At 55.3% G+C, this 22515-nt stretch carries 20 protein-coding genes and 1 pseudogene; 14 read left to right on the plus strand and 7 right to left on the minus strand.

Annotation, left to right across the window (positions count from 1 at the left end; all coding sequences use genetic code 11):
- Window positions 1-754 (plus strand): annotated as a pseudogene (locus tag OUO13_RS02850) (integrase core domain-containing protein); the annotation flags it as partial.
- 550 nt (window positions 755-1304) lie between these two features.
- Window positions 1305-3269: a methyl-accepting chemotaxis protein gene (locus OUO13_RS02855; RefSeq protein ID WP_283172334.1), complete on the plus strand. Its 1965-nt coding sequence runs from the start codon at window positions 1305-1307 to the stop codon at window positions 3267-3269.
- A gap of 811 nt (window positions 3270-4080) precedes the next feature.
- On the opposite strand, the gene OUO13_RS02860 is transcribed toward OUO13_RS02855, so the two are convergent.
- The 4 genes from OUO13_RS02860 to OUO13_RS02875 all read right to left on the minus strand — a co-directional run bounded on the left by OUO13_RS02860 (window position 4081) and on the right by OUO13_RS02875 (window position 7125).
- Window positions 4081-4698 (minus strand): MarC family protein, encoded by a 618-nt coding sequence (locus OUO13_RS02860; protein WP_283172335.1) that lies wholly within the window; start codon window positions 4696-4698, stop codon window positions 4081-4083.
- 73 nt (window positions 4699-4771) lie between these two features.
- Window positions 4772-5581, minus strand: a complete 810-nt coding sequence (gene tcdA, locus OUO13_RS02865) for a tRNA cyclic N6-threonylcarbamoyladenosine(37) synthase TcdA (protein WP_283172336.1) — start codon at window positions 5579-5581, stop codon at window positions 4772-4774.
- A 42-nt stretch (window positions 5582-5623) separates the two neighbouring features.
- Entirely contained in the window at window positions 5624-6232 is a 609-nt protein-coding gene (locus OUO13_RS02870; RefSeq protein WP_283172337.1) for a hypothetical protein, read from the minus strand.
- A gap of 422 nt (window positions 6233-6654) precedes the next feature.
- Window positions 6655-7125, minus strand: a complete 471-nt coding sequence (locus OUO13_RS02875) for an SUF system Fe-S cluster assembly regulator (RefSeq protein WP_283172338.1) — start codon at window positions 7123-7125, stop codon at window positions 6655-6657.
- Window positions 7126-7324: 199 nt separating this feature from the next.
- Here OUO13_RS02875 and sufB point away from each other — a divergent pair, with 199 nt between their 5' ends.
- From sufB to OUO13_RS02915, 8 genes are all read left to right on the plus strand, one after another.
- Window positions 7325-8779: a Fe-S cluster assembly protein SufB gene (gene sufB / locus OUO13_RS02880; protein ID WP_283172339.1), complete on the plus strand. Its 1455-nt coding sequence runs from the start codon at window positions 7325-7327 to the stop codon at window positions 8777-8779.
- 142 nt (window positions 8780-8921) lie between these two features.
- On the plus strand, window positions 8922-9671 hold the full coding sequence (gene sufC, locus OUO13_RS02885; protein ID WP_283172340.1) for a Fe-S cluster assembly ATPase SufC: 750 nt from the start codon (window positions 8922-8924) through the stop codon (window positions 9669-9671).
- A 1-nt stretch (window position 9672) separates the two neighbouring features.
- On the plus strand, window positions 9673-11022 hold the full coding sequence (gene sufD / locus OUO13_RS02890) for a Fe-S cluster assembly protein SufD (RefSeq protein ID WP_283172341.1): 1350 nt from the start codon (window positions 9673-9675) through the stop codon (window positions 11020-11022).
- Window positions 11022-12254, plus strand: a complete 1233-nt coding sequence (locus OUO13_RS02895; RefSeq protein WP_283172342.1) for an aminotransferase class V-fold PLP-dependent enzyme — start codon at window positions 11022-11024, stop codon at window positions 12252-12254. The genes sufD and OUO13_RS02895 overlap by 1 nt, the downstream gene beginning before the upstream one ends.
- Before the next feature lie 134 nt (window positions 12255-12388).
- A complete protein-coding gene (locus OUO13_RS02900) occupies window positions 12389-12748 on the plus strand; it encodes a HesB/IscA family protein (protein ID WP_283172343.1) in 360 nt (119 codons plus the stop codon).
- Between the two features lie 37 nt (window positions 12749-12785).
- Entirely contained in the window at window positions 12786-13001 is a 216-nt protein-coding gene (locus tag OUO13_RS02905; RefSeq protein ID WP_283172344.1) for a hypothetical protein, read from the plus strand.
- Between the two features lie 61 nt (window positions 13002-13062).
- Window positions 13063-13590, plus strand: a complete 528-nt coding sequence (gene sufT, locus OUO13_RS02910; RefSeq protein ID WP_283172345.1) for a putative Fe-S cluster assembly protein SufT — start codon at window positions 13063-13065, stop codon at window positions 13588-13590.
- A gap of 53 nt (window positions 13591-13643) precedes the next feature.
- Window positions 13644-14333 (plus strand): alpha/beta hydrolase, encoded by a 690-nt coding sequence (locus tag OUO13_RS02915; protein ID WP_283172346.1) that lies wholly within the window; start codon window positions 13644-13646, stop codon window positions 14331-14333.
- A 59-nt stretch (window positions 14334-14392) separates the two neighbouring features.
- Here OUO13_RS02915 and OUO13_RS02920 read toward each other — a convergent pair whose 3' ends face one another.
- On the minus strand, window positions 14393-16411 hold the full coding sequence (locus OUO13_RS02920) for a methyl-accepting chemotaxis protein (protein ID WP_283172347.1): 2019 nt from the start codon (window positions 16409-16411) through the stop codon (window positions 14393-14395).
- Window positions 16412-16604: 193 nt separating this feature from the next.
- On the opposite strand from OUO13_RS02920, the gene OUO13_RS02925 reads away from it, so the two are divergent.
- Both OUO13_RS02925 and dapD read left to right on the plus strand, forming a co-directional pair.
- Complete coding sequence (locus tag OUO13_RS02925) at window positions 16605-16949, plus strand: ArsC family reductase (protein WP_283172348.1); 345 nt, start codon at window positions 16605-16607, stop codon at window positions 16947-16949.
- 60 nt (window positions 16950-17009) lie between these two features.
- On the plus strand, window positions 17010-18044 hold the full coding sequence (dapD, locus tag OUO13_RS02930; RefSeq protein ID WP_283172349.1) for a 2,3,4,5-tetrahydropyridine-2,6-dicarboxylate N-succinyltransferase: 1035 nt from the start codon (window positions 17010-17012) through the stop codon (window positions 18042-18044).
- A 446-nt stretch (window positions 18045-18490) separates the two neighbouring features.
- Here dapD and OUO13_RS02935 read toward each other — a convergent pair whose 3' ends face one another.
- Both OUO13_RS02935 and OUO13_RS02940 read right to left on the minus strand, forming a co-directional pair.
- The gene (locus OUO13_RS02935; RefSeq protein ID WP_283172350.1) at window positions 18491-18913 is read right to left on the minus strand and encodes a hypothetical protein; all 423 of its coding nucleotides are present in this window, start codon (window positions 18911-18913) and stop codon (window positions 18491-18493) included.
- Window positions 18914-19365: 452 nt separating this feature from the next.
- Window positions 19366-20049: a YiaD family glycine zipper/OmpA-like lipoprotein gene (locus tag OUO13_RS02940; RefSeq protein ID WP_283172351.1), complete on the minus strand. Its 684-nt coding sequence runs from the start codon at window positions 20047-20049 to the stop codon at window positions 19366-19368.
- Window positions 20050-20311: 262 nt separating this feature from the next.
- Between OUO13_RS02940 and OUO13_RS02945 the strand changes: the two genes are divergently transcribed.
- Both OUO13_RS02945 and OUO13_RS02950 read left to right on the plus strand, forming a co-directional pair.
- Complete coding sequence (locus OUO13_RS02945; protein ID WP_283172352.1) at window positions 20312-21103, plus strand: SDR family NAD(P)-dependent oxidoreductase; 792 nt, start codon at window positions 20312-20314, stop codon at window positions 21101-21103.
- A gap of 141 nt (window positions 21104-21244) precedes the next feature.
- Window positions 21245-22093, plus strand: coding sequence for an LEA/WHy family protein (locus tag OUO13_RS02950; protein WP_283172353.1), 849 nt, complete (start codon window positions 21245-21247; stop codon window positions 22091-22093).
- Window positions 22094-22515 lie beyond the last annotated feature (422 nt).

Genomic DNA, 22515 nt, shown 5'->3' on the forward strand with positions numbered 1-22515 from the left:
ACAGATCTGGAATGCCGACAACGTCTGGCGGAGATTTTTCTGGAAGGCATCTCGGCTGGGGCTCGTCGAGCGCGTGCTGCCGCTGAGTTAGGGCTCAATGTCCGAACGCTACAACGCTGGCTGGAGGGCGATCAGGTTTTGCCTGACCGTCGTCCTGCGGCTGGGCGCCCAAAGCCGCACAACGCCTTAACCGAGCCAGAACGACAAGCCATTATAGAGGTCTGCAATCAACCGGAGTTCGCCAGTTTGCCACCGTCACAGATCGTCCCGAAGCTGATGGATCAAGGCCGTTACCTCGGCTCTGAGTCGAGCTTCTATCGGGTGTTAAAGGCTGCCAACCAGCAGCACCATCGCGGTCGCAGCAAGGCACCGGCGAAACGCCCGATCACAACCCATACAGCCACCGCTCCGAATCAGGTGTGGTGTTGGGACATCAGTTATTGCGCCAGTACGGTCAAAGGTCGCTACTGGTATCTGTACCTGATCATGGACCTGTTCAGCCGCAAGATCGTTGGNTGGCAGCCCGATGAAAGCCAGTACACTGAAGGCAAAACTGGATGAGCTGGGTATCCGCAGCAGTCACAGTCGACCACGCGTCAGTAATGACAATGCCTACTCGGAGTCACTGTTCCGGACGCTGAAATACTGCCCGCAGTGGCCATCAGGCGGCTTTGCAACGCTCAAGGATGCACAGCAATGGATGCTGGCGTTTGCCCGTTATTACAACGAAGAACACCGCCACAGCGGTATCCGCTTCGTGACACCTGACCAGCGTCATCAAGGACAAGACAAGGCCGTCCTGGAGCGGAGAAAACAGATCTGCGAAATGGCGATGAAACAGCATCCGGAACGTTGGAGCCGGAAGAGAATCCGTAATCTGAGCTGGCAGGAAACGGTGACGCTGAATCCGGTGAGGAAGGAAGAAATACAAGCCGCGACGATGGCGGCCTGATTAATGGTTTATCGGACAACTATGTTGAAAAATACCGGTTTCTGAACCAGGCCTGTTGTCCGAGGCTATAAGAAAAACCTCTATATGCCGACACCAGGCCGCTCAGCTGCGGCACATTGATCAGGACATTGCGCTCCCGGTTTCCGGAGACACGGCTGATCTGACGCCAAAAAAACCAACATCCCCCTCGAACCCGGAAGGATCACAAGCAGATCAGTGGCTTCTGACTACACTGCTACAAAAGGAAGACGGGAATCAGAGCCATCGCCAGACACTTCCCGCCCCGGACAAGGATACAGAGCCCGTCATCGGGCTGCGGCCGCATTATCTCCCTCCAACGCAGGAGCATTTCATGACCCAACGATCTGCCAGTAATCAGAACCTGTTATTCATCAAAATTGTGGTCGCAGCGCTGCTTTGCCTCGGTGTTTCCATGGCCATTCTGATCACCATTACTTCCAGCCTGACCAGCAGTCAGATGGAGGAAGGTGCGCTCAACAACATCTTGCAAAGCGCCGAAAACAAGGCGGACCAGATCGAACAAGGGCTCAACCAGCTGATTATCCAGAACCAGATATTGGCCACGTCTCCGACGGTGATTCAATACGCGGAGGAGTTCAACCGCAACGGTCAGGATGATCCGCAACTGCATGCCAGTCTGCGTCAGTACCTCGCCGGTGTTTATCACAACAGTCAGGGAAGTTTCGAAAACGTCTTTGTGATGCGATCGGATTTGCGCCTCGGAGTAGATTCACTGAACGGTCAGTCAGAAGGCTACGAATTCACCTTGGCGGAACAGGAAATCGACGTATTGAAACAGGGAAAAGCAGTGATCGGGCAAACGGTCATATCCCCCATTACCGGGAGGCCGGTAATGGTGATTTCCTCCCCCATCAAGGCTTCTGACGGTTCGACCATCGGCGTTATGGATACCCCAATTGATCTGAAGAACATCGCCGACAACATCGTCAACGGCCATACACAGATTCACAATTATCTGATCAACCCGACAGGTCTGGTGCTGTCATCACAGAATCCGGAGCATTTGCTGAAGCTCGATTTTTCCCGTCAGGTCGGGCTGAGTGACTACTTCGCGTCCCTGAAGAGCAACCAATCAGAGACCGGAAGCTTCAGCCTGGATGGTATTGACTACATAGCGGCCCATCATCCGGTCAACATTGGTGGTCTGGTACTGATTTCAGCCATGGCCGTGGATGACTACAGCGCCCCCCTGGCCAGCCTGCAACAGCGACTGATGAGCACGGCCGCCATTGGCACCATGGCGGGGGCTGCGGCACTCGTGTTGTTGGTATTCATGATTACCGGCCCCCTGCTAAGGCGTCTGACCCAGGCCATGCAGGCAGCCGAACGGATTGCTGCAGGGGATCTGAGCCAGCCCGTCGCCATTGACGGCAACGACGAGGGTACCCGTCTGCTGACTGCACTGGAACGTATGCAAGGCGACTTGCGCGACACGGTGCAGAAGATCATCCACTCGTCACGGCAACTGGCCACCACTTCGGGAGAGCTGACTCGCCAGTCCAACGAATCCGGCCAGTCCTTGCAGAAGCAGCACTCCGACATTGATCAAGCGGCTGCCTCGCTGGCGGATATGACTCATGCCTTTCAGGAAGTGGCCTACAACGCCGCCCAGGCTGCCGAAGCGTCGGTCGCCGGTGAAGCACAATCCCGGGCAGGGCAAAGCAGCGTGCAGAGCATCGTCAACGCCATCACCGGCCTCAACCGTGAGACGGAAGAAACAGCCAGCGTCATGGCAGCCCTGGCCGGACAACTGAGCAAAATAGGGACCGTACTGGACGTCATTAGTGCGATTGCCGAACAGACCAACCTGCTGGCCCTGAACGCGGCTATCGAGTCAGCCCGCGCCGGTGAAAGCGGCCGCGGTTTTGCTGTTGTGGCTGACGAGGTACGTTCACTGGCACACCGCACCGAATCTTCAACCCGTGAAATCAGTGCCATCATCAGTGAAGTGCAGAGCGGCAGCGAAAAAGCCATGCAGGCGATGCACAGCAGCTCAGGTAGTGTACGTCAGGCACTGGAGATTTCACGCAAGTCTGGCGAAGCGTTGGATACAATTGCCACCATGATCAGCCAGATCAATGAGCGTAACCGCAGCATTGCCAGTGCAACCGAGCAACAATCCGGTATCGCCAGTGATATCAATGGACGCTTGGGTAATATCCGCAGTGCAGCCGACCATACCGTGCAAAGTGCCGAGAAAACCCGAGTCTCCTGCCAGCAGCTGGGGCAACTTGCCAGTGGCTTGGAACAAATGATGAACCGTTTCCGGGTGTAGCCCTCCTTGCTATTCGGATCGGCCTTCTTCCGGCCCGCCTCCCACGCAGCCCAGCCGCATTACACCAGAAAAACTTCTCACGCGCGGCCACCTCAGGAAGCTGCTGAGCCACCAGCATCAGCAGCCATGGCCCCTGTCAATAACTCGGTGCCGACTCTGGCTTATCGGGGTGGTGATGAATCACGAAGCCGGTTTAATGGCTCTCTTACCTAAATCCAGGGAGCTACGTCAGAAATCGGCGACACCGAGTCGTCACCATCCCGAAAGCCCCAAAGGGCTAGGGACCCTCTGAATAACTCGGTGCCCGCTCTGGCTTATCGGGATGGTGATGAATCACGAAGCCGGTTTGATGGCATAGCGGGCTACGTCGAAAACCGGCGACACCGAGTCATCACCATCCCGAAAGCCCCAAAGGGCGCGGGCTGCAGCGCATTTGAGCGGTGTTGACGAACTTGAAAAGGACCCGGCCAGGTTGGTTCGTCATTTCGCTGCGTTCGTCGCCTTGCTCACACGCGCTGCAGCACTCGCGCAGAGCTGTGCAGAGTTATTCAGAGTGTCCCTAGAGGGTGTTCTCAATTAAGCAAGCCAGAGCCGAGAGCTGTGCAGAATTATTCAGAGTGTACCTGCCAGTACCATACGCAGACGACGCACAGGAATGGCTGCCAGATCGCTATCACATAGAACCTGAGTGGCATACGGCAAGGCTTGCCGGTAGAACTTGTCAAAACCGGATATCCTGATCCAGACCCACTACCTGCCGCCAACTCAATCCAGGCCGGGGCATTCCATAATCAAGGCAACCTGAGGGACCTCAAGCCCCCGCAAGGCCGAAATAATCACGAATACCTGCCAGCACCGAGGTCACCGCTACCGATGACAAAATCAGCCCCATTACACGACTAATAATGCTGGCACCGCTATCACCAATAAACCGGTAAATAAAAGTCGAGGCATTCATCAGGCCCCAAGTCACCACCAGCACCGACAGCATTACCAGCGCAATCACCGCCTGCTCGCTGATGGAATGCTTACTGTTTTCGGTCAGCAGCACGGCCGCCAGCATGGCACCCGGACTGGCAATACTCGGTACGGCTAATGGAAATATCGCCGTCTCCATTCCGCGACGCACCAGCTTGACCTCCCCCTCTGGTTTGCTCTCGCCAAAAATCATCGACAGGGCAAACAGGAACAGCACGATACCACCAGCAATCTGGAATGCAGATAACGGTATACCAATAGATGTAAGGATAATTTCGCCCGCCACCAGAAAAAACATCAGAACAGCAGCCGATACCAACGCCGCCTGCAGGGCAATCTTCTGTTTGGTCTGTTTATCGAAGCGGCTGGTAACGGCGATGAATACCGGCACAGTGCCAATCGGGTCGATAACCGCGAAGAAAAATACAAAGGTGGCGATCAGATCGCTCATCGAAGCTCCGGAATCAAAGGGGGGAGAAAGGGAATCAGAAACAGGGATTCCCTTCCCTCCGGAAGGTTCCCCGTCAGCCTTTTTTACCCGCTCCGTCGGCAATGCGGCGCACCACTCGGGCGGCCGCAACAAAACCGAAGGTGCCCGTCACCATGGTGGCGGAACCAAATCCGGAGGCACAATCCAGACGAGTACTGTCGCCTTCGGCCGGTTTGGCCTGGCAGACACTACCATCGGGTTGTGGATAAACCAGCTGTTCACTGGAGAATACACAGGGCACCGAGTAGTTACGAGATGGGTTGCGGGAAAAATCATAATCGCGACGTAATAACGATCGAACCTTTTTCGCAAGCGGGTCATTGAAGGTCTTGTTGAGGTCGCCGACCTGAATCTGGGTCGGATCAGTCTGCCCTCCCGCTGCGCCGGTGGTCACGATCCGGATCTTGCGGCGCTTGCAGAAAGCAATCATGGCTGCCTTGTGTTTGACGCTGTCGATACAGTCCACCACATAGGCGAATGCTTCAGAATTGCCGTCAGGGGCCAGCAAATCCGCCAGGTTCTTTTCGGTCAGAAAATCGTTAATAGCGGTAACACGACACTCGGGATTGATGTCGAGCAGGCGGGTTTTCATAACCTCAGCCTTGAATTTACCAACACTGGATGTGGCCGCATGAATCTGCCGATTGCTATTGGTGACACAGACTTCATCGAGATCCACCAGCGTGACAGCACCAATGCCAGAACGCACCAGCGCTTCAGCAGCCCAGGAACCTACACCACCAATACCAACAACACAGATATGAGCATCATGCAGACGCTGCAAACCGGCTGCGCCATACAGGCGTCCGATACCACCAAAACGATCAAGATAGGAAGGAGTCACACGGCCCTCAGCACAACTGAACCAGAAATCGGGCCGAGTATATCAGAGCTGGGACACGGTGGATTTGGGGAATCGTAACCAGCGCGCGGTTTCACCGATACGCTGAAGACTTACTTCACCGTTGGAAAATTCGCTGGATAAGCGTTTCTGTTCAGCTTCTGGCAACTGGGCCAGCAGCCCCTGTTTCAACTCCGGAATTGGAGCAATCCGTGCAGTAAGAGTCTGGAGCACCATCCCAAGGAAACCAGCAGACAGCCGAGCATGCTCATAATGATTGACCGATACCACGACAGAGTCTTCCCCTTGCTCCAGCACCAGATGATCACCTTTGATGAGCGGAGCCTGCACGACCTGAAAAAACAGATCAAAGTCGCGAGAGTACTTGTGCCAGATATCAGCAGATTCATTTACCGCTAGAGCATCCTGCCATAGCTGACGAAATCGCCGTGGGGAAATGTCATCAGCTAACGCTTTCATCTCAAAAAGAGTACCAACGCGCGGTTGAGCAAAATTATCAGGTGAACTTTGCGAGAGAGAAACAACAAACCATTCCTTGTCAAGGATCTCAAATGAGCCAATAGACAGATTGCTTTTGGCATCAGCAACGGAAGTCACCAGGACGCATAGCAGAACAGTAAGAACGTGTTTCATAACATTACCTGCCACTTCCTCCAGGAGAGGAAATCACCTTGAGACACCAAGGCGAAAAATCTGCATTTACGATCCGGGAATGCGATTGCAATGATGATCGATCAGTTGGAGCACCGGAATCGTGCGAACACTTTTTTTGACATACCTGTCAACAATAAAGACATCCAGACTGTCTAACAGCAAAACCATACTACCTCAATACAGATGTTCAAAATTGTGACATTTCCCAAAACCCAGTGAAGTTTTTCAAACATTTCACCAGATCCCGATCCAAGTCACGAAAAAACAACCAAGAAAAACTTGACACATGCCCGACAGGCCGCATTCCTTGCTGTATGAGCAGTGTCACCGAAATATGTGACATATCAGCGAAATCACAAAGGTCAGAAAACGCCATAGTGACAACATTGTAAGTTGATTGATCAATCAACTTGTATGAGAGGAATACGATCGGTGGCAGGACTCCAGTTCTGAATCCAACGCCGTAACGAAGCTGGCTCACGAATATGGCCAAGGGTAATCGACGACAGTACCAGCACCAGTACCTGATTGATGCCGCCCCAGTTGTCCGAGAGCGAGCAGCTGTCGGTAATCTCGCAGCCATGTTCGTCGGTGCTGCTGCATTCCGTGATTTGCACCTTGCCTTCAAAAGCCTCCACAATCGCCAGCAAGGGAATCTGTTCCGGACTGCGGGTTAACCAATACCCGCCACGAGCACCACGCCGAGCCTGCACCAGACCGGCATCCACCAGCAGCTTCAGCACCTTGCGTGCCGTTGGCAGCGCCAGTGACGTCGCCTCAGCAATCTCTTCGGTGGACTGACGGGTAGCCCCCATCCGTGACAGATGATTCAGCACCAGCACACCGTAGTCGGTCATTTTGCTTATTTTCATGGGATGGCCTGTGTAGGCTCAACTGACCCGAATGATCAGGAGCGACCGAAAGAATACCAAACTGGTAATGATTCTGGTAATACCCAAAATACCCGAGTAGAATGCTCGACATTGCAGCAATTCCCGGATGGCACTGCCCAAACACGCGCCGGACACAGAATCCAGCCTGTTTGCCTCCGTATGACCGTGAGAGCTCACCATGACTGACGTCCAGACTCCGAATGCCGAAATCCACCAACGTATCCGCAAGGAATACGCTGCCGGTTTCGTCAGTGATATCGAATCCGATACGATTGCCCCCGGCCTCAACGAGGACGTAATCCGCTTTATTTCTGCCAAAAAAGGCGAGCCGGAATGGATGCTTGAATGGCGTCTGAAGGCTTATAGCGCCTGGCTGGAAATGGAAGAGCCAGACTGGGCTCACCTGAAGTATCAGAAACCTGATTTCCAGGCACTGTCTTACTACTCCGCTCCGAAAAGCATGGCTGACAAGCCAAAAAGCCTCGACGAAGTTGATCCGAAGCTGCTTGAAACCTACGACAAGCTGGGCATACCGCTGCACGAGCAGCTGGCGCTGGCCGGTGTTGCCGTGGATGCCGTGTTCGATTCCGTATCCGTTGCCACCACGTTCCGTGAAAAGCTGGCCGAAGCGGGTGTGATCTTCATGCCGATTTCCGAAGCCGTGCATCAGCACCCGGAACTGGTCAAGAAGTACCTGGGCACCGTGGTGCCTCAGCGTGACAACTTCTACTCCGCCCTTAACTCTGCCGTGTTCTCCGACGGTTCGTTTGTGTACATCCCGAAAGGCGTGCGTTGCCCGATGGAGCTGTCCACCTACTTCCGTATCAACGAAGCCAAAACCGGCCAGTTTGAACGTACCCTGATCATCGCCGATGAAGGCTCCCACGTTTCCTACCTCGAAGGTTGCACCGCGCCAATGCGCGACGAGAACCAGCTGCACGCAGCCGTGGTGGAACTGGTGGCACTGGACAACGCTGAAATCAAATACAGCACCGTGCAGAACTGGTATCCAGGCGATGAAGAAGGCAAAGGCGGTATCTACAACTTCGTAACCAAACGTGCGGTTGCCCATACCAATGCCAAGGTCAGCTGGACCCAGGTCGAAACCGGCTCTGCCGTGACCTGGAAATACCCAAGCTGCATCCTCAAGGGTGATAACGCCGTTGGCGAGTTCTACTCCGTCGCCCTGACCAACAACTACCAGCAAGCCGATACCGGCACCAAGATGATTCACCTGGGCAAGAACACAAAGTCCACCATCATCTCCAAGGGTATTTCTGCCGGTAAGAGCCAGAACGCTTACCGTGGTCTGGTGCGTATGGGTCCGAACGCCGCAGGCGCTCGTAACTACACCCAGTGTGACTCGCTGCTGATCGGCGATCAGTGTGGCGCCCACACCTTCCCGTACATCGAAAGCAAACACCCGTCCGCCGTGGTTGAACACGAAGCAACCACCTCCACCGTGAGTGACGACCAGCTGTTCCTGTGCCGCCAGCGCGGCATTGATACCGAGAAAGCCGTCTCCATGATTGTTAACGGTTTCTGTAAAGAGGTATTCAAGGAACTGCCTATGGAGTTTGCGGTAGAAGCCGGCAAGCTGCTGGAAATCAGCCTCGAAGGCTCGGTTGGTTAAAACATCGTCTGACGTCTGATGCCAGACGTCTGAAGCACAAGCAATGATTCATCGTCCGACGTCCAGCATCCGACGTCCGACCAGAAAAATTAAAGCGTCCGACGTCCGACTTCAGACGTCCGACCAGTAAAGAGACACAACCATGATCAGCATTAAAAATCTGCATGCCAAGGTAGAAGACAAAGCGATTCTGAAAGGCCTGAACCTCGAAATTGGTCCAGGTGAAGTTCACGCCATCATGGGCCCGAACGGTGCTGGTAAAAGTACCCTCGGTAACGTACTGGCTGGTCGTGATGGTTATGAAGTGACCGAAGGTTCCGTGGTCCTGAACGGCAAGGAACTGCTGGAGCTGGAAGCCGAAGAACGTGCTCGTGAAGGTCTGTTCCTGGCATTCCAGTACCCGGTTGAAATCCCGGGTGTGTCCAACCTCGAATTCCTGAAAGCCTCTGTGGATGCCGTGCGTGCCCATCAGGGCAAGGACGCGCTGGACAGCGTTAACTTCCTGAAAATGGCCCGTGAAAAAATCAAGTCCGTGAACCTCGACCAGAGCTTCCTGAAGCGTGGTGTTAACGAAGGTTTCTCCGGCGGCGAGAAAAAGCGTAACGAACTGATGCAGATGATGATGCTGGAGCCAAAGCTGTGCATCCTCGACGAAACCGACTCCGGCCTGGACATCGACGCTCTGCAAGTGGTCGCCCAGGGCGTGAACGCCATGCGTGATCCAAACCGTTCGTTCATCGTGGTAACCCACTACCAGCGCCTGCTCGACTACATCGTTCCAGACTACGTACACGTTCTGGCCGGTGGTCGTATCGTCAAGACTGGCGGTAAGGAACTGGCGCTGGAGCTGGAAGAAAAAGGTTACGGCTGGCTGGAAAACGAGGCTCAGTAAGATGGCAGATACCAATACTGGCAGCTTCCAGAGCGAACAACTGGCACGCCTGCAATCCGTTTCCGGCCTGCAATGGCTGGCTGACATCAACCGCGCTGGCGCTGAAGCCTTTGCAGCCGCCGCATGGCCAACCCGCAAGACTGAAGCCTGGAAATACTGCTCCCTGCGCGCTCTGAACGACAACAGCCACAGTGCTCCGGCACCAGTCGCCGCAGTTGCCCAGAACGACGTACAACAGGCCGCCAGCGTCGCGGGTCTGGATGCCGCACGTCTGGTGCTGGTGAATGGTCAGGTGAACACGGCCCTGTCCGATGCCCTGGCACTGCAACAGGTCACCCTGTTCAGCCAGGCCGATGCCGCCCAGCAAGACCTGATCCTGACCCATCTGGGCCAGACCGGTCATGCTCACCCGAGCCAGCATCTGTTTAACCAGCTCAACGCCGCGGCTCTGAACGAAGGTGTTCTGGTCCACGTTGGTCGCAACAGCCGTCTGGAAAAACCGCTGCAACTGGTCTCCCTGACCACGACTGCCGAGCAGGCTTTCAGTGTTGAACAGCGTGTACTGGTGGTGTTGGAAACCGGTGCCGAGCTGACCCTGATCGAACAGTTTGCGTCTCTGGACAGCAACAGCGCCGACCAGAGCTTCACCAACAACCTCACCGAACTGGTGATTGGTGATAACGCCCGCCTGACTCATTACCGTCTGAACCTGATGCAGGAAGCTGCGGTATTTGTTGGCAGCAGCCAGGTGAATCTCAAGCGCGACGCCAACTACCAGGGTTTCCACCTGGGTCTGGGCAGTCAGATGACCCGTAACGATATTCTGGTTCGTCACACCGCCGGTGGTTCCCACTGTGAAATGAGCGGCGTGTACGTACCACAAGGCTCACAGATCATCGACTTCCACACCAGCATTGAACACGAAGTGCCACACTGCACCTCCAACGAAGTGTTCCGCGGCATTATCAATGATCAGGCCCGCGCTGCGTTTAACGGTCGAATTCATATTCATCCCAAAGCCCAGAAAACTCTGGCCGAGCTGAGCAACAAAAACCTGCTGCTCACTAACAAGGCCGAGATCAACACCAAACCGGAACTGGAAATCTACGCTGACGACGTCAAGTGTGCCCACGGTGCCACCGTGGCCCAGCTGGATGACAAGGCCCGCTTCTACCTGCAAAGCCGTGGTATCAGCGAGCAGGAAGCCCAGGTGATGCTGAGCTTTGGTTTTATCAACGAATTGCTGGACGCCCTGCCACACGAGGCCATTGGCCACTGGTTGCGCCCACTGCTGGCCCAGCGTTTTGGTCGCCCGCAGGCATTTGATGAAGATCTGGTGGAGACTGTCTGATGAGCGCTGAACTGAACGCCTACATTGAAAAAATCCGCGCCGACTTCCCGGCCCTGCACCAGCAGGTTAACGGCAAGCCGCTGATCTATTTTGATAACGGTGCAACCACTCACAAGCCAAACGCTGTGATTGAAGCCGAAGCTGAGTTTTATCGCACTATCAACTCCAACGTACACCGTGGTGCTCACAAGCTGAGCGACCTGGCGACCGAGCAGTTTGAAAACGCCCGTCGCACCGTACAGAAGTTTATTGGTGCCCTGAAACCGGAAGAAATTGTCTGGACCCGTGGCACGACCGAAGGTATCAACCTGGTAGCCTCCACCTGGGGCCGCAAGAACATCAAGGCTGGCGACCGTATTCTGGTCAGCGGCATGGAACACCACTCCAACATCGTGCCATGGCAGATGCTGTGTGAGCAGACTGGCGCCGAACTGGTACCGATTCCGGTACTGGAAAATGGCGAGCTGGACCTCAACGGCTTTGCCGAGCTGATGGAACCACGAGTAAAACTGATCTCCGTTGCCCACGTTTCCAACGCGCTGGGCAGCATCAACCCGATTCCGGATATCGTGCGTATGGCCCGTATCAACGAATCGGTAGTGATGGTCGACGGTGCTCAGGGTGTATCCCACTTTGAAGTGGACGTGCTGAAACTGGACGTCGACTTCTACGCATTCTCCAGTCACAAGCTGTTTGGCCCAACCGGTATGGGCGTGCTGTACGGCAAGGAAGAACTGCTGAACGACATGCCTCCGTACCAGGGTGGCGGCGAAATGATCGAGCATTGCTCGTTTGCCGGCACCACCTGGAACCAGCTGCCGTACAAATTTGAAGCCGGTACTCCCAACATCGCCGGAGCCATTGGTCTGGCCGCCGCCATCAACTACCTGAACGGTCTCGACCGCAAGGTACTGGCCGCTCACGAAGACAGCCTGATCAAACGTGCGCACCAGCTGGCCGAAGAAATGGGCGGTATCCGCATCATTGGTCAGTCGCCGAAAAAAGCCTCGGTCTTCAGCTTCCTGTTGGACGGTGCTCACCCGGCCGACGTTGGCACCCTGCTCGACCAGCAAGGTATTGCCGTGCGCACTGGCCACCACTGTGCCATGCCACTGATGGAACGTTTCCAGGTGCCGGGTACCGTGCGTGCCTCCATGGCGTTCTACAATACTCTGGATGAAGTGGACGCCCTGTTCCGCGGCATCGAAAAAGCCAAGATGTTTTTGCTTTAAAAAGTCGGGAGTCAGGAGCCTGGCGTCAGGAGCCCCAGACGCCAGACGCCAGACGCCAGACGCCAGACGCCAGACGCCAGACGCCAGACGCCAGACAAAGATTAAACTCCCTCACTTGTAATGAGGACACTTAAATGACCATCGAAACCTTTGATCCGAGCGCGCCGCTGGATGTCAGCATGACTGAAGCCGCGGTTAGCCATGTGCGCAAGATGCTGCAAAAAAACGCCGAAATGTGCGGTATTCGCCTGGGTGTCAAAAAGAGCGGTTGTTCCGGTTTCAAGTATGATGTTGAGCTTGTCACCACTCCTGTTGCTGGTGATGAAGTAATTGCGGTCGCCGACGACGTAACGCTGTATATTGCCGAAGACGCCAAAGCCTTCGTACGGGGAACCGTTATCGACTTCACCCGTGAAGGCCTGAACAGTACTATCAAGTTCAACAACCCGAATGCACGAGACCTGTGTGGTTGCGGAGAATCCTTCTCCGTGTGAGCCGCAAGGCCCACTCAAGCCACCCAAGGAATGCAGAATGTCATTACCGAACGACCCGGTTCGCCAGCTCCGTCATTTATACAATGAGTTTTTACGCGAACACGTTGGTCTTATTCACCGTCATGATATTTGTATCAGTCTCGAATTCATCGTCTGGATGCGCACCCGCCATCCCACCCTGATGAACTTCGCCGAGAACCCGGCCGACCAGATCAGTCGGGTTCGCGAATGGCTGGGCATGAAGGAACTCTGAATACCGGAACGGTGACACCCCCTCTGATCCGGCTCGTCTAACCTGTACGGCAAGAAGAATTATGGAAAAACGTATGGTTGTGTCGCTGGCAGCTTGCCCGGCACGACAGGTTCCCTCTGGTGTTCCCACCACCATTCCGGCTGGTGTGTTTGTCACCATCAATCAGGCCCTCGGTGGCAACTACACCGTGACCGTTAACGGCAACATGATGCGTGTGGACGGCACCGATGCCGCCGCACTGGGTTTGCAATCCGAAGAAATCATCTTTGAAGAACGTCAGGATGGCCTGGTTCACGACGACCAGGTACGTCAGGCGCTGCGAACCATTTTTGACCCGGAAATCCCGATCAACCTGCTTGATCTGGGCCTGATCTACGGCATTGATATCAACGACCGCAACGTCGTGATCCGTATGACCCTGACCGCACCCACCTGCGGTATGGGCCCGGTACTGATCTCCGACGTGAAATATCGCGTTGCCAAAGTGCCCAACGTTGAATCGGTCACGGTAGATCTGGTGTTTGATCCGCCGTGGAGCCGCGACATGATGACCGAAGAAGCCCAGCTCGAAGCCGGCTTGTTCTTCTGATCCCTGACCCGGAGCACACCTCCGGGTTTTGTTTTTTCTGCCCCGGATAAACCATGCCACTGATAGAACGCCACGACCTGATCACCGTTGAGCCCGAGATTCCTGCCAGCGCCTGTATTATCTGGCTGCACGGTCTGGGCGCGGACGGCTACGACTTCGTCTCGATTACCCCGTATCTGAATGAACGTCTGGGGAATCCGGGCATCCGTTATCTGTTCCCGCACGCGCCGCAACGCCCGGTTACCATCGCCGATGGCCAAACCATGCGTTCCTGGTACGACATTATGGCCATGGCACCCAAACGTACCATCGACCCGGACCAGTTGGCGGATTCCGTTAACCGTGTCTATCAACTGGTAGAAGAACAGATGCAGGCGGGCATCGAGCCGCAGAAGATTGTGATCGCCGGATTTTCCCAGGGCGGCGCTGTCGCCTATCAGGCCGCCAGCAGTTGTGCCCACACATTGGGTGGTCTGATTGCCATGAGCACCTATGTGCCGGATGCCAGCGTGGTGAATCCGTTTTTTGTGAATACCGCCAACCAGAGATTACCGGTGTTTATTGGCCATGGTCTGTACGATCAGGTGGTACCGTTGACTCTGGCTGAACAGGCGTTGAGCCAGCTGCAGTCGCACGGCTTGCAGCCACAATGGCACACTTACCCGATCCAGCATGAAGTGGCACGCCTGGAAGTGGACGATATCGCCCGCTTCCTGCAGAACCTGCCGCGTTTTTGCTTCTGAAAACGACAAGACCGGCATTTAATGCCGGTCTGTTTGCATCTACCCTACACAGGGGAAACCTAACGTAACTCCCGGGTTCCGCGTTCGCTCAGCTTGAACAGGTTGGCCATTTCCATCAGCTTGCCTGCCAGCTCGCGCTGCTGCACACCCGTCTTGCGCATAAAACCACCGGTGGCCGATGTCGACTCGGACAAACGGTGAATACTGACCATGTTACGCGTCAGCTCCTTGTTGGTCGCCACCTGCTCTTCAGCCGCGGAAGCCACCTGATCCGTCATGTCACGGATGCTGCGAATCACATCACGAATGGTATTCAGTTCATGGGACACTGTGGCCGACAGCTCGACCGTTTGCTGCGCCACACTCTGGGACTGCTGCACCGAACCAAAAGCGCGCTGGGAATCCTGCTGGAACTGACCAACAATGCGGCTGATTTCAGCGGTAGATTCCTGGGTCTTGCTGGCCAGCGAGCGAACTTCATCCGCAACCACCGCAAAACCACGCCCCTGCTCACCGGCACGCGCCGCTTCGATCGCCGCGTTCAGCGCTAGTAAATTGGTCTGTTCAGCAATATTACGGATCACTTCCAGCACTCCACTGATTGCCCCGCTGGAGCGGTTCAGATCCTGAATCACTGCGGCCGCCTGATCCATCTGGCTGTTCAGACTGCCGATAAACTCGAGGCTCTTGTCCACCGCCGCACCGCTGACTTCCACCGTCTGATTGGCCTGATCGGCCTTGTCAGCCACATGCAGGATACTGGTGGCGATTTCCTGGGTTGCCTGTTCCAGCTCATTTACCGCCGTAGCCGCGCTGGAGGTTTCATCCTGCTGGGCTTGCATACTGCGAGTACTGAGGGAAATAGTCATGTGGTTCTGGATCGCAATCAGGTGCAGCTCGGTGGCACAGTCCGTAATGCTGATGACGGTTTCCTCAAGGCGCTGCAACAAACGGTTAAACGCACGGCTGGCGTCGCCCAGCTCATCTTCAACCACCACCGGCACACGTACGGTCAAATCGAGGTTCTCACTGATACGGGCGATTGAGGTGTGCAAAGCGCGAATCTGTTTGTACAACAGCCGCGAGACGACCAGGGTAATCACGGTGGTTAACGCCAGAATCATCAGTCCTGCCGCCAGACTCAGCCAGAACATCTGCTCACTGGCATGTAAACCGTCAGCGGTTTTGGCCAGCAGCGCTTGTTCCTGTACGTCTTCAATCTTCTTCAAGCGATCAATACGTACGGTTGCGGCCTTGAACCAGCTTTCCGCTGAGATACCAAACCCACCCGTTGCACTTTTTTCGTGGGCAATCTGACGCATGCGCAACACTTCCTTCTGTTCGGAGGAATTCAGGAAATCCGCATAAGCCGCCGCCGTAGTGCCATCGGCAAAACGCTGGAACGACTGGAAAAATGCTCCCTGCTCACTTTCCATGCGGATAAACCGCGAATAAGCGCCTGCCGCAAATGCATCTGCACCAAAGGCAGCACTGAGCAACGCCCGCTCGATCCCCGCCCGCTCTTTGCCTTGTAACAAGTTGTAGTAGGCCTGCAGAGATCGGGAAATCTCACCATCCTGGCTGTACTCCGTTGCCTGCGCCGCCACTACTAGCAAACGATCGATCACCCCCGAGTAGAAGCCAACAACATCTGGCGTAGCCGAGGTCTGGGCCAACACGCTCTTGCGTGTGGTGGCAAGTTTGTCCAGCTCTCCTCGCACAGTCCCAAGGGCCTCTTTCAGTTTCGGAAACCCTGAAAGATCGTGGTTTTCTAGCATCCCTTTCCACTCGCCCAGCACACGGTCGCTCTCTTGCTGCTGGTTCGGCAATTCCGTCTTGAACGAGCTGCCCTTGCTGCCCAGATAACCCGCCGACATGCCACGCTCTTTTTGCAGTTCATGGGCCAGCACACCTTGCAGACGCGCCAGCGAGACCAGCTCCTGCAAGCGTTCACTGTCCTGAATTCCGCCAGCATTTCGAATAATCATCTGTCCCATCACAATGACCAGCGCCACCAGCGGCAGTAGCACCATCGCCAGCAATTTGGCCTTGACCGGCCATGTGGAAATCCAGTTCATCTTCCGGCTCCCGAGGAAGTTTTAGACACTTGTCCGATTCAGCCTAGACGATCCCGTTGGGAATGAATCCGTTTTGTACAGAATTGCCGGAATATTGTGTAAATCGTCATTCCCCGCCCGATTACACCCCAATGGCTGAACTCGGGTCGCTGGTTTGTTATCCTTCTGCCCTTTGCAAATTCAGGCGACCTGCATGATTACCCTGTACGGCATCAAAAACTGCGACACCATGAAAAAAGCCCGCGCCTGGCTCGATGAAGCCGACGTGGCATACCAGTTTCATGACTACAAGAAAGACGGCCTGAGCCCGGAATTACTCGACCTGTGGCTGCAAAACCCGGGGTGGGAAGCGCTGCTCAATCGCCGTGGTACAACCTGGCGTAAAGTGCCGGAAGACGTACGCGACAACATTAACGAAGCCAGCGCCCGCCAGCTCATGCTCGACAACCCGTCGATCATCAAACGTCCACTGCTGGATCTGGGTGAACGCAAAGTGCTGGGCTTTAACGCCGACGAATACAGCAGTCTTTTCCGCTAACGATTTTCTGATAACAGACTACGGCAGCGCCGGACGCTGCCGATCCATAGAGGAACCAACATGAGCAATGCATTTGCACTGGCCATCGGCCTGGGTACCAAGAACAGCCAGGGTGCCTGGCTGGAAGTTTTCTACGCCCAACCGGTATTCCAGCCATCCGCCGAGCTGATGGCAGCCGTTCGTGGCGCGCTGAGCGATTACGAAGGTGGCAACCAGGCCGTTGAAGTAGACGGTGGTGATCTGACCGCTCTGGCCGATGCGATTGAAGCCCTGGACCCGATCCAGGCTGGCCTGGCACGCGCCTGTATCGAAAGTGATCGCCCGGTAGTGATTACTGTGCTGGAATCCGATGCCCAGCCAACCAGCACTCCAGAGGTTTACCTGAAGCTGCACCTGCTGTCTCACCGCATGGTCAAGCCACACGGCCAGAACCTGACCGGCATGTTCGGCCTGCTGCCAAACGTTGCCTGGACCAACAAGGGGGCAATCGACCTGTCTGAACTGCCAGCCGCACAACTGGAAGCCCGTCTGAACGGCGAAATCCTGAGCGTAAACAGCGTCGACAAATTCCCACGCATGACCGACTACGTAGTGCCTGCGGGCGTTCGTATCGCCGACACCTCCCGCGTACGTCTGGGTGCCTACATTGGTGAAGGCACCACCATCATGCACGAAGGTTTCTGTAACTTTAACGCCGGTACCATGGGTGTCTCCATGGTTGAAGGCCGTATCTCTGCCGGTGTTGTGGTGGGTAACGGTTCCGACCTCGGCGGCGGTTGCTCCACCATGGGCACCCTGTCTGGCGGCGGCAACATCGTGATTTCCGTCGGTGAAAAGTGCCTGATCGGCGCCAACGCCGGTATCGGTATTCCACTGGGTGACCGTTGCACCGTCGAAGCCGGCCTGTACGTAACCGCTGGTACCAAGATCCAGGTTCTGGACGACCAGCGCGAAGTCGTCGACACCGTTAAAGGCCGTGATCTGGCTGGCAAGTCCGACCTGATGTTCCGTCGTGATTCCATCACCGGTGCCGTTCAGTGCGTGACCAACAAGAGCGCCATTCAGCTGAACGAAGAACTGCACAAGCACAACTGAGTGCCTGTTGCAGAAGCGATGGCTGGTCATTAACCAGCCGTTATGCATAAAAAAACCGCCGTTTATACGGCGGTTTTTTTATGCATGCGCGACCCGCACGTTTTTTAAGTTGGCGGCACCACTGCCCTCTTTGGGGACCTTGTCCCCGGCCGGGCGGCCTCCCCCTGCTTAGCCCGACTGGGCTCGTACTTCCGGTTTTCACCGACAACGGCTTTTCGACCCCGGCCCGATGGCACATCCCTGTGCCAACGGGCCTTGCGCGGCATCCATGCCCCGGCTGGGTCGGCCGTTGCGGTGAATCCCGGCTCGCCCAGATGGGCATTGGGCAGCCAGCTGCGCTGGGCCAGGTCGCCAATCAATGATGAGACTATCGCCAAGAGAATGAATCAAACACGTAGTTTTATGCCTGAGCGTTGACCTTGTGCATTGTCCGGATCAATCCCGCATCACACCGGCGGGCCATTCCCAAACCGGTTGCCGTCGTCAAACCACAGCGAACAACGCTTGAGTAATAACAGCAACGACTGACACAGAAACATCAGGCTACAGGCCAGCAGCAGCAAATACACATCACCGAGTATCCCGAGCAGAGCAGCCCAGCGAATCAGCAACGACAGCAAGTAACACAACACCGCCGCCCAGAACATTCCCAACCAGTAACGCCCCGCCAGCGGCACAGCCAGCACCACGCCCATTACCAACGGAAATAACAGCAGCGTCCAGAACCAATCGATGCCCTGCTCCAGCAACAAGGCCGCAGCCACCACCGTGGTTCGTTCCAGCGTAAACAGCCCGAGAATTCCGATGCCCGCTAATGCCGTTGGTAACGGCCATACGCGTAGTTCTTCTGCATTTTCCGGCAGTTGCATATTTCTTCCTTGTATTGGATTGATTAAAGATTGATCAAATTCGAAAGATTCCGCTCCAATCGGATGTTGCCGGGTTGGCCCAGCGCAGCTGGCTACCCAATGCCCATCTGGGCGAGCCGGGATTCACCGCAACGGCCGACCCAGCCGGGGCATGGATGCCCCGCAAGGCCCGTTGGCACAGGGATGTGCCATCGGGCCGGGGTCGAAAAGCCGTTGTCGGGGAATACCGGGAAAACGAGCCCAGCCGGGCAAAGCAGGGGGAGGCCCGCCCGGCCGGGGGACAAGGTCCCCCAAGAGGGCAAGCGGCGCCTTCCGTGATCAAGCCTGGCTGATCGCATCTGCGACATCCAACATAAAAACCGGACGAAAAAATGCCGATCGGTGTTTAACCGATCGGCATGACAGGCAAGCCCCTTGGGGGGTGCCGTTAACCCATCACCCGCAACGAATTATTAAGTTGCCGGTACCAGGGTGATTTCCACACGACGGTTTTGCTGCTTGCCAGCGGCTGTGCTGTTGCTGGCAATCGGGTTATTTTCACCAAAACCAACGGTTTCCAGACGCACCGCGTTGATACCGCCGGACTTCAGGTAATCCGATACAGAGCGGGCACGTTGTTCCGACAGGGTCTGGTTGTATTCTGCAGAACCGTCGCTGTCGGTGTGGCCAGCCACCACCACCAGAGTCTTGTCGTATTCCTTCAGAACCACCACCACCGAGTTCAGCACGTCATAGAAACTGGACGCGATGTCAGAACGGGATTGGGCGAAGGTAATGTTGCCCGGCATGATCAGGTTGATGTTGTCGCCATCACGTTGAACCGAAACACCGGTGCCACGCAGCTGTTTGCGCAGTTTGGCTTCCTGGGCATCCATGTAATAACCGATACCACCACCAATTGCACCACCACCCACAGCCGCCGCCAGAATACGCTGATTACGTTTCTTGGAGCTCTTTTCGTCCTTGTTGTCGAGATAGGCAATTACCGCCCCCACACCAGCACCAATACCGGCACCAATCGCGGTGTTGGAGGTTTTTTCTTCGCCAGTGTAGGCATCAAAGGTGGTACAGCCGGAGGTCACCAGAACCGCCGCCAGCGTGGCGGACAAAGTGGCAGTGCTAAACATTTTTTTCATGATCGCTCGCATCCTGAGTCGAAAGTTTGGTCCGGATTTTACAGGAGATGGACTGCCGGAAACCGGAAAAGTGCCACACGAATCCAAATCCAATACGCCAATGTACTGTTTCTGAAGCACTTTTTCTGGCTGTTACCAAAAACCCGAATCCACTGAACACCACAAATGAGAACTCAGCTTTCCGCCTGCGGGTTCCCGGCGCTTGTCAGCTCCGTGGTAAAAGGCAGTCCTCCTACCCGGTAAACAATACGAGGATATTGTTATGGATCTGCAACTGCAGGGAAAAACCGCTCTGGTCACCGGTAGTACCGCCGGTATTGGTCTGGCTACTGCCAAAGCCCTGCTGGCTGAAGGTGCTCATGTGATTATCACTGGCCGCACCCATGAAGGTGTTGAAGCGGCGATCGCCAGCCTCGATACATCCGGTCCCGGCAAAATCAGTGGTTTTGCTGGTGATCTGGTGCTGGCGGAAACCGCTTCAGCGCTGAAACTGGCCTACCCGGAAATCGATATTCTGGTGAACAACCTCGGTATTTTTGAGCCGGTAGCGTTTGAAGACATCAGCGACAACGAATGGCGTCGTTTCTTCGAAGTAAACGTCCTCAGCGGTGTCCGCCTGGCACGTTTGTATCTGGGCGGCATGAAAGCCCGCAACTGGGGCCGCATGATTTTTATCTCCAGCGAAAGTGCCATTCAGATTCCGCAAGAAATGATCCATTACGGCATGACCAAAGCCGCAGAAATCGCAGTTGCTCGTGGTCTGGCCGAAGACGTAGCGGGCACCGGTATTACCGTTAACTCGGTACTGCCAGGTCCGACCCGCTCCCGTGGCGTAGTGGATTTTGTAAACGAACTGGCCGCTGCCGACGGCAAGACATTCGCCACTTTCGAGCAGGAGTTCTTCGAGAAAGTCCGCCCAAGCTCGCTGATCAAACGGTTCGCCGAACCGGAAGAAGTCGCCGCCATGATCTGTTACCTGTGCAGCCCACTGGCATCCGCCACCACCGGCGCTGCTCTGCGGGTAGACGGTGGCGTGGTGAAAAGCGCTTACTGAGCCGCCATCGTGCCGGTGTTCACAGCACCGGTACTTCTTTTGCCAAATTCACGGCCAGACCGTTCAGCCTAAAAGGTGATAGGGGTAATATGTTTGCCGATCAGAACCCTATCCTCCAAAAGGACAACCCAAGGATTAACCATGCTGAAACGCCTGTGTGCTCTCCTGTTGCCTGTCGCGCTGTTGTTTAGCGGCTGTGCCACAGTAAAAGATACCCTCAACGTGAAAAAGCCGACCGCCAACGTTAAAGACGTTAATGTGACCGGTATGACCCTCGACAGCGTCAGCCTGCTGCTCGACCTCGACATCAAGAACCCGAACGGTTTTGCTATCAACACCAACGGTTTTGACCTTGATCTGCAGGTAGAGAAAAAATCCCTGGCCACCCTCAACATGACCGATACCCGTGTTGCCCTGCCAGCCAATGGCAACGCCACCACCTCCGTACCGGTTACCCTGAAGTTTGTCGACATCCTGTCGACCCTGAGCCAGCTGCAGAACCAGAAAGAATTCGCTTACAACATTGAAGCCGGTTTCAAGTTCAACCTGCCAGTACTGGGCGACATCCGTATCCCACTGTCCTACTCCGACAAGTTGCCAATTCCAGCCATGCCAAAATTGTCGCTGGAAACCGCCAAACTCAACAGCGTTGGCCTGAGTGGTGCTGATATGACCCTGCTGGTTAACGTAGCCAACCCGAACGCCTTCGGTCTGGACCTGAACAAGCTGGACTACCAGATCAGTGCTGGCAGCAGCTCACTGATTTCCGGTGCGGTGAAATCCGTTACCCTGAAAGAAGGTGAATCCCAGCAGCTGGAAATCCCGATCAAGCTGGGTCTGGCCGAAGCCGGTGCTTCCCTGCTGAAAATGCTGAGTGGTAGCAAGGATGTTCAGATCGGCGTGAAGGGTAACCTCGATTACTCATCATCCCTGCCTTACTGGAATCCTGATCCGGTCAGCTTCAACCTGACCAAACAGCTGAGCAAATAAGCTCTTGACTGGCGGCCTGCGGGCCGCCAGTTTGTTTCTGGCTCCCGCCGCTGCCGATTGCGATTGTCTTCTTGTGTAAACCATCAAAATTCTGCACCGCCTTTCCGCTTCCCTCCCTCTGTATTGTTACGTGTATTCCCCACGACACCACACTCATACCAAGGACTGAGATATTACTCGCCCGCACACGGCGCAGTGGTTCATATGTCAACGTATATAACGGAACCAATCAGGTCAGCCACTACAAAGACAAAACTGATTCACGAAATTTGCTTGCCTCAGTTAGCCATTTGCGCCCTGTTAAAGGACAAATACGACTCGCCAGAGTGACATTTGCGACATTTTGTCGCTTTTAAACAATACGGGATAAGCCTCTGTTTTTATTGGATTTTGTGATGCTTTTTCTGAATTTCTGTCATCAA

It is taken from the genome of Parathalassolituus penaei (genome assembly GCF_026626885.1).
GTDB lineage: Bacteria > Pseudomonadota > Gammaproteobacteria > Pseudomonadales > Oceanobacteraceae > Oceanobacter > Oceanobacter penaei.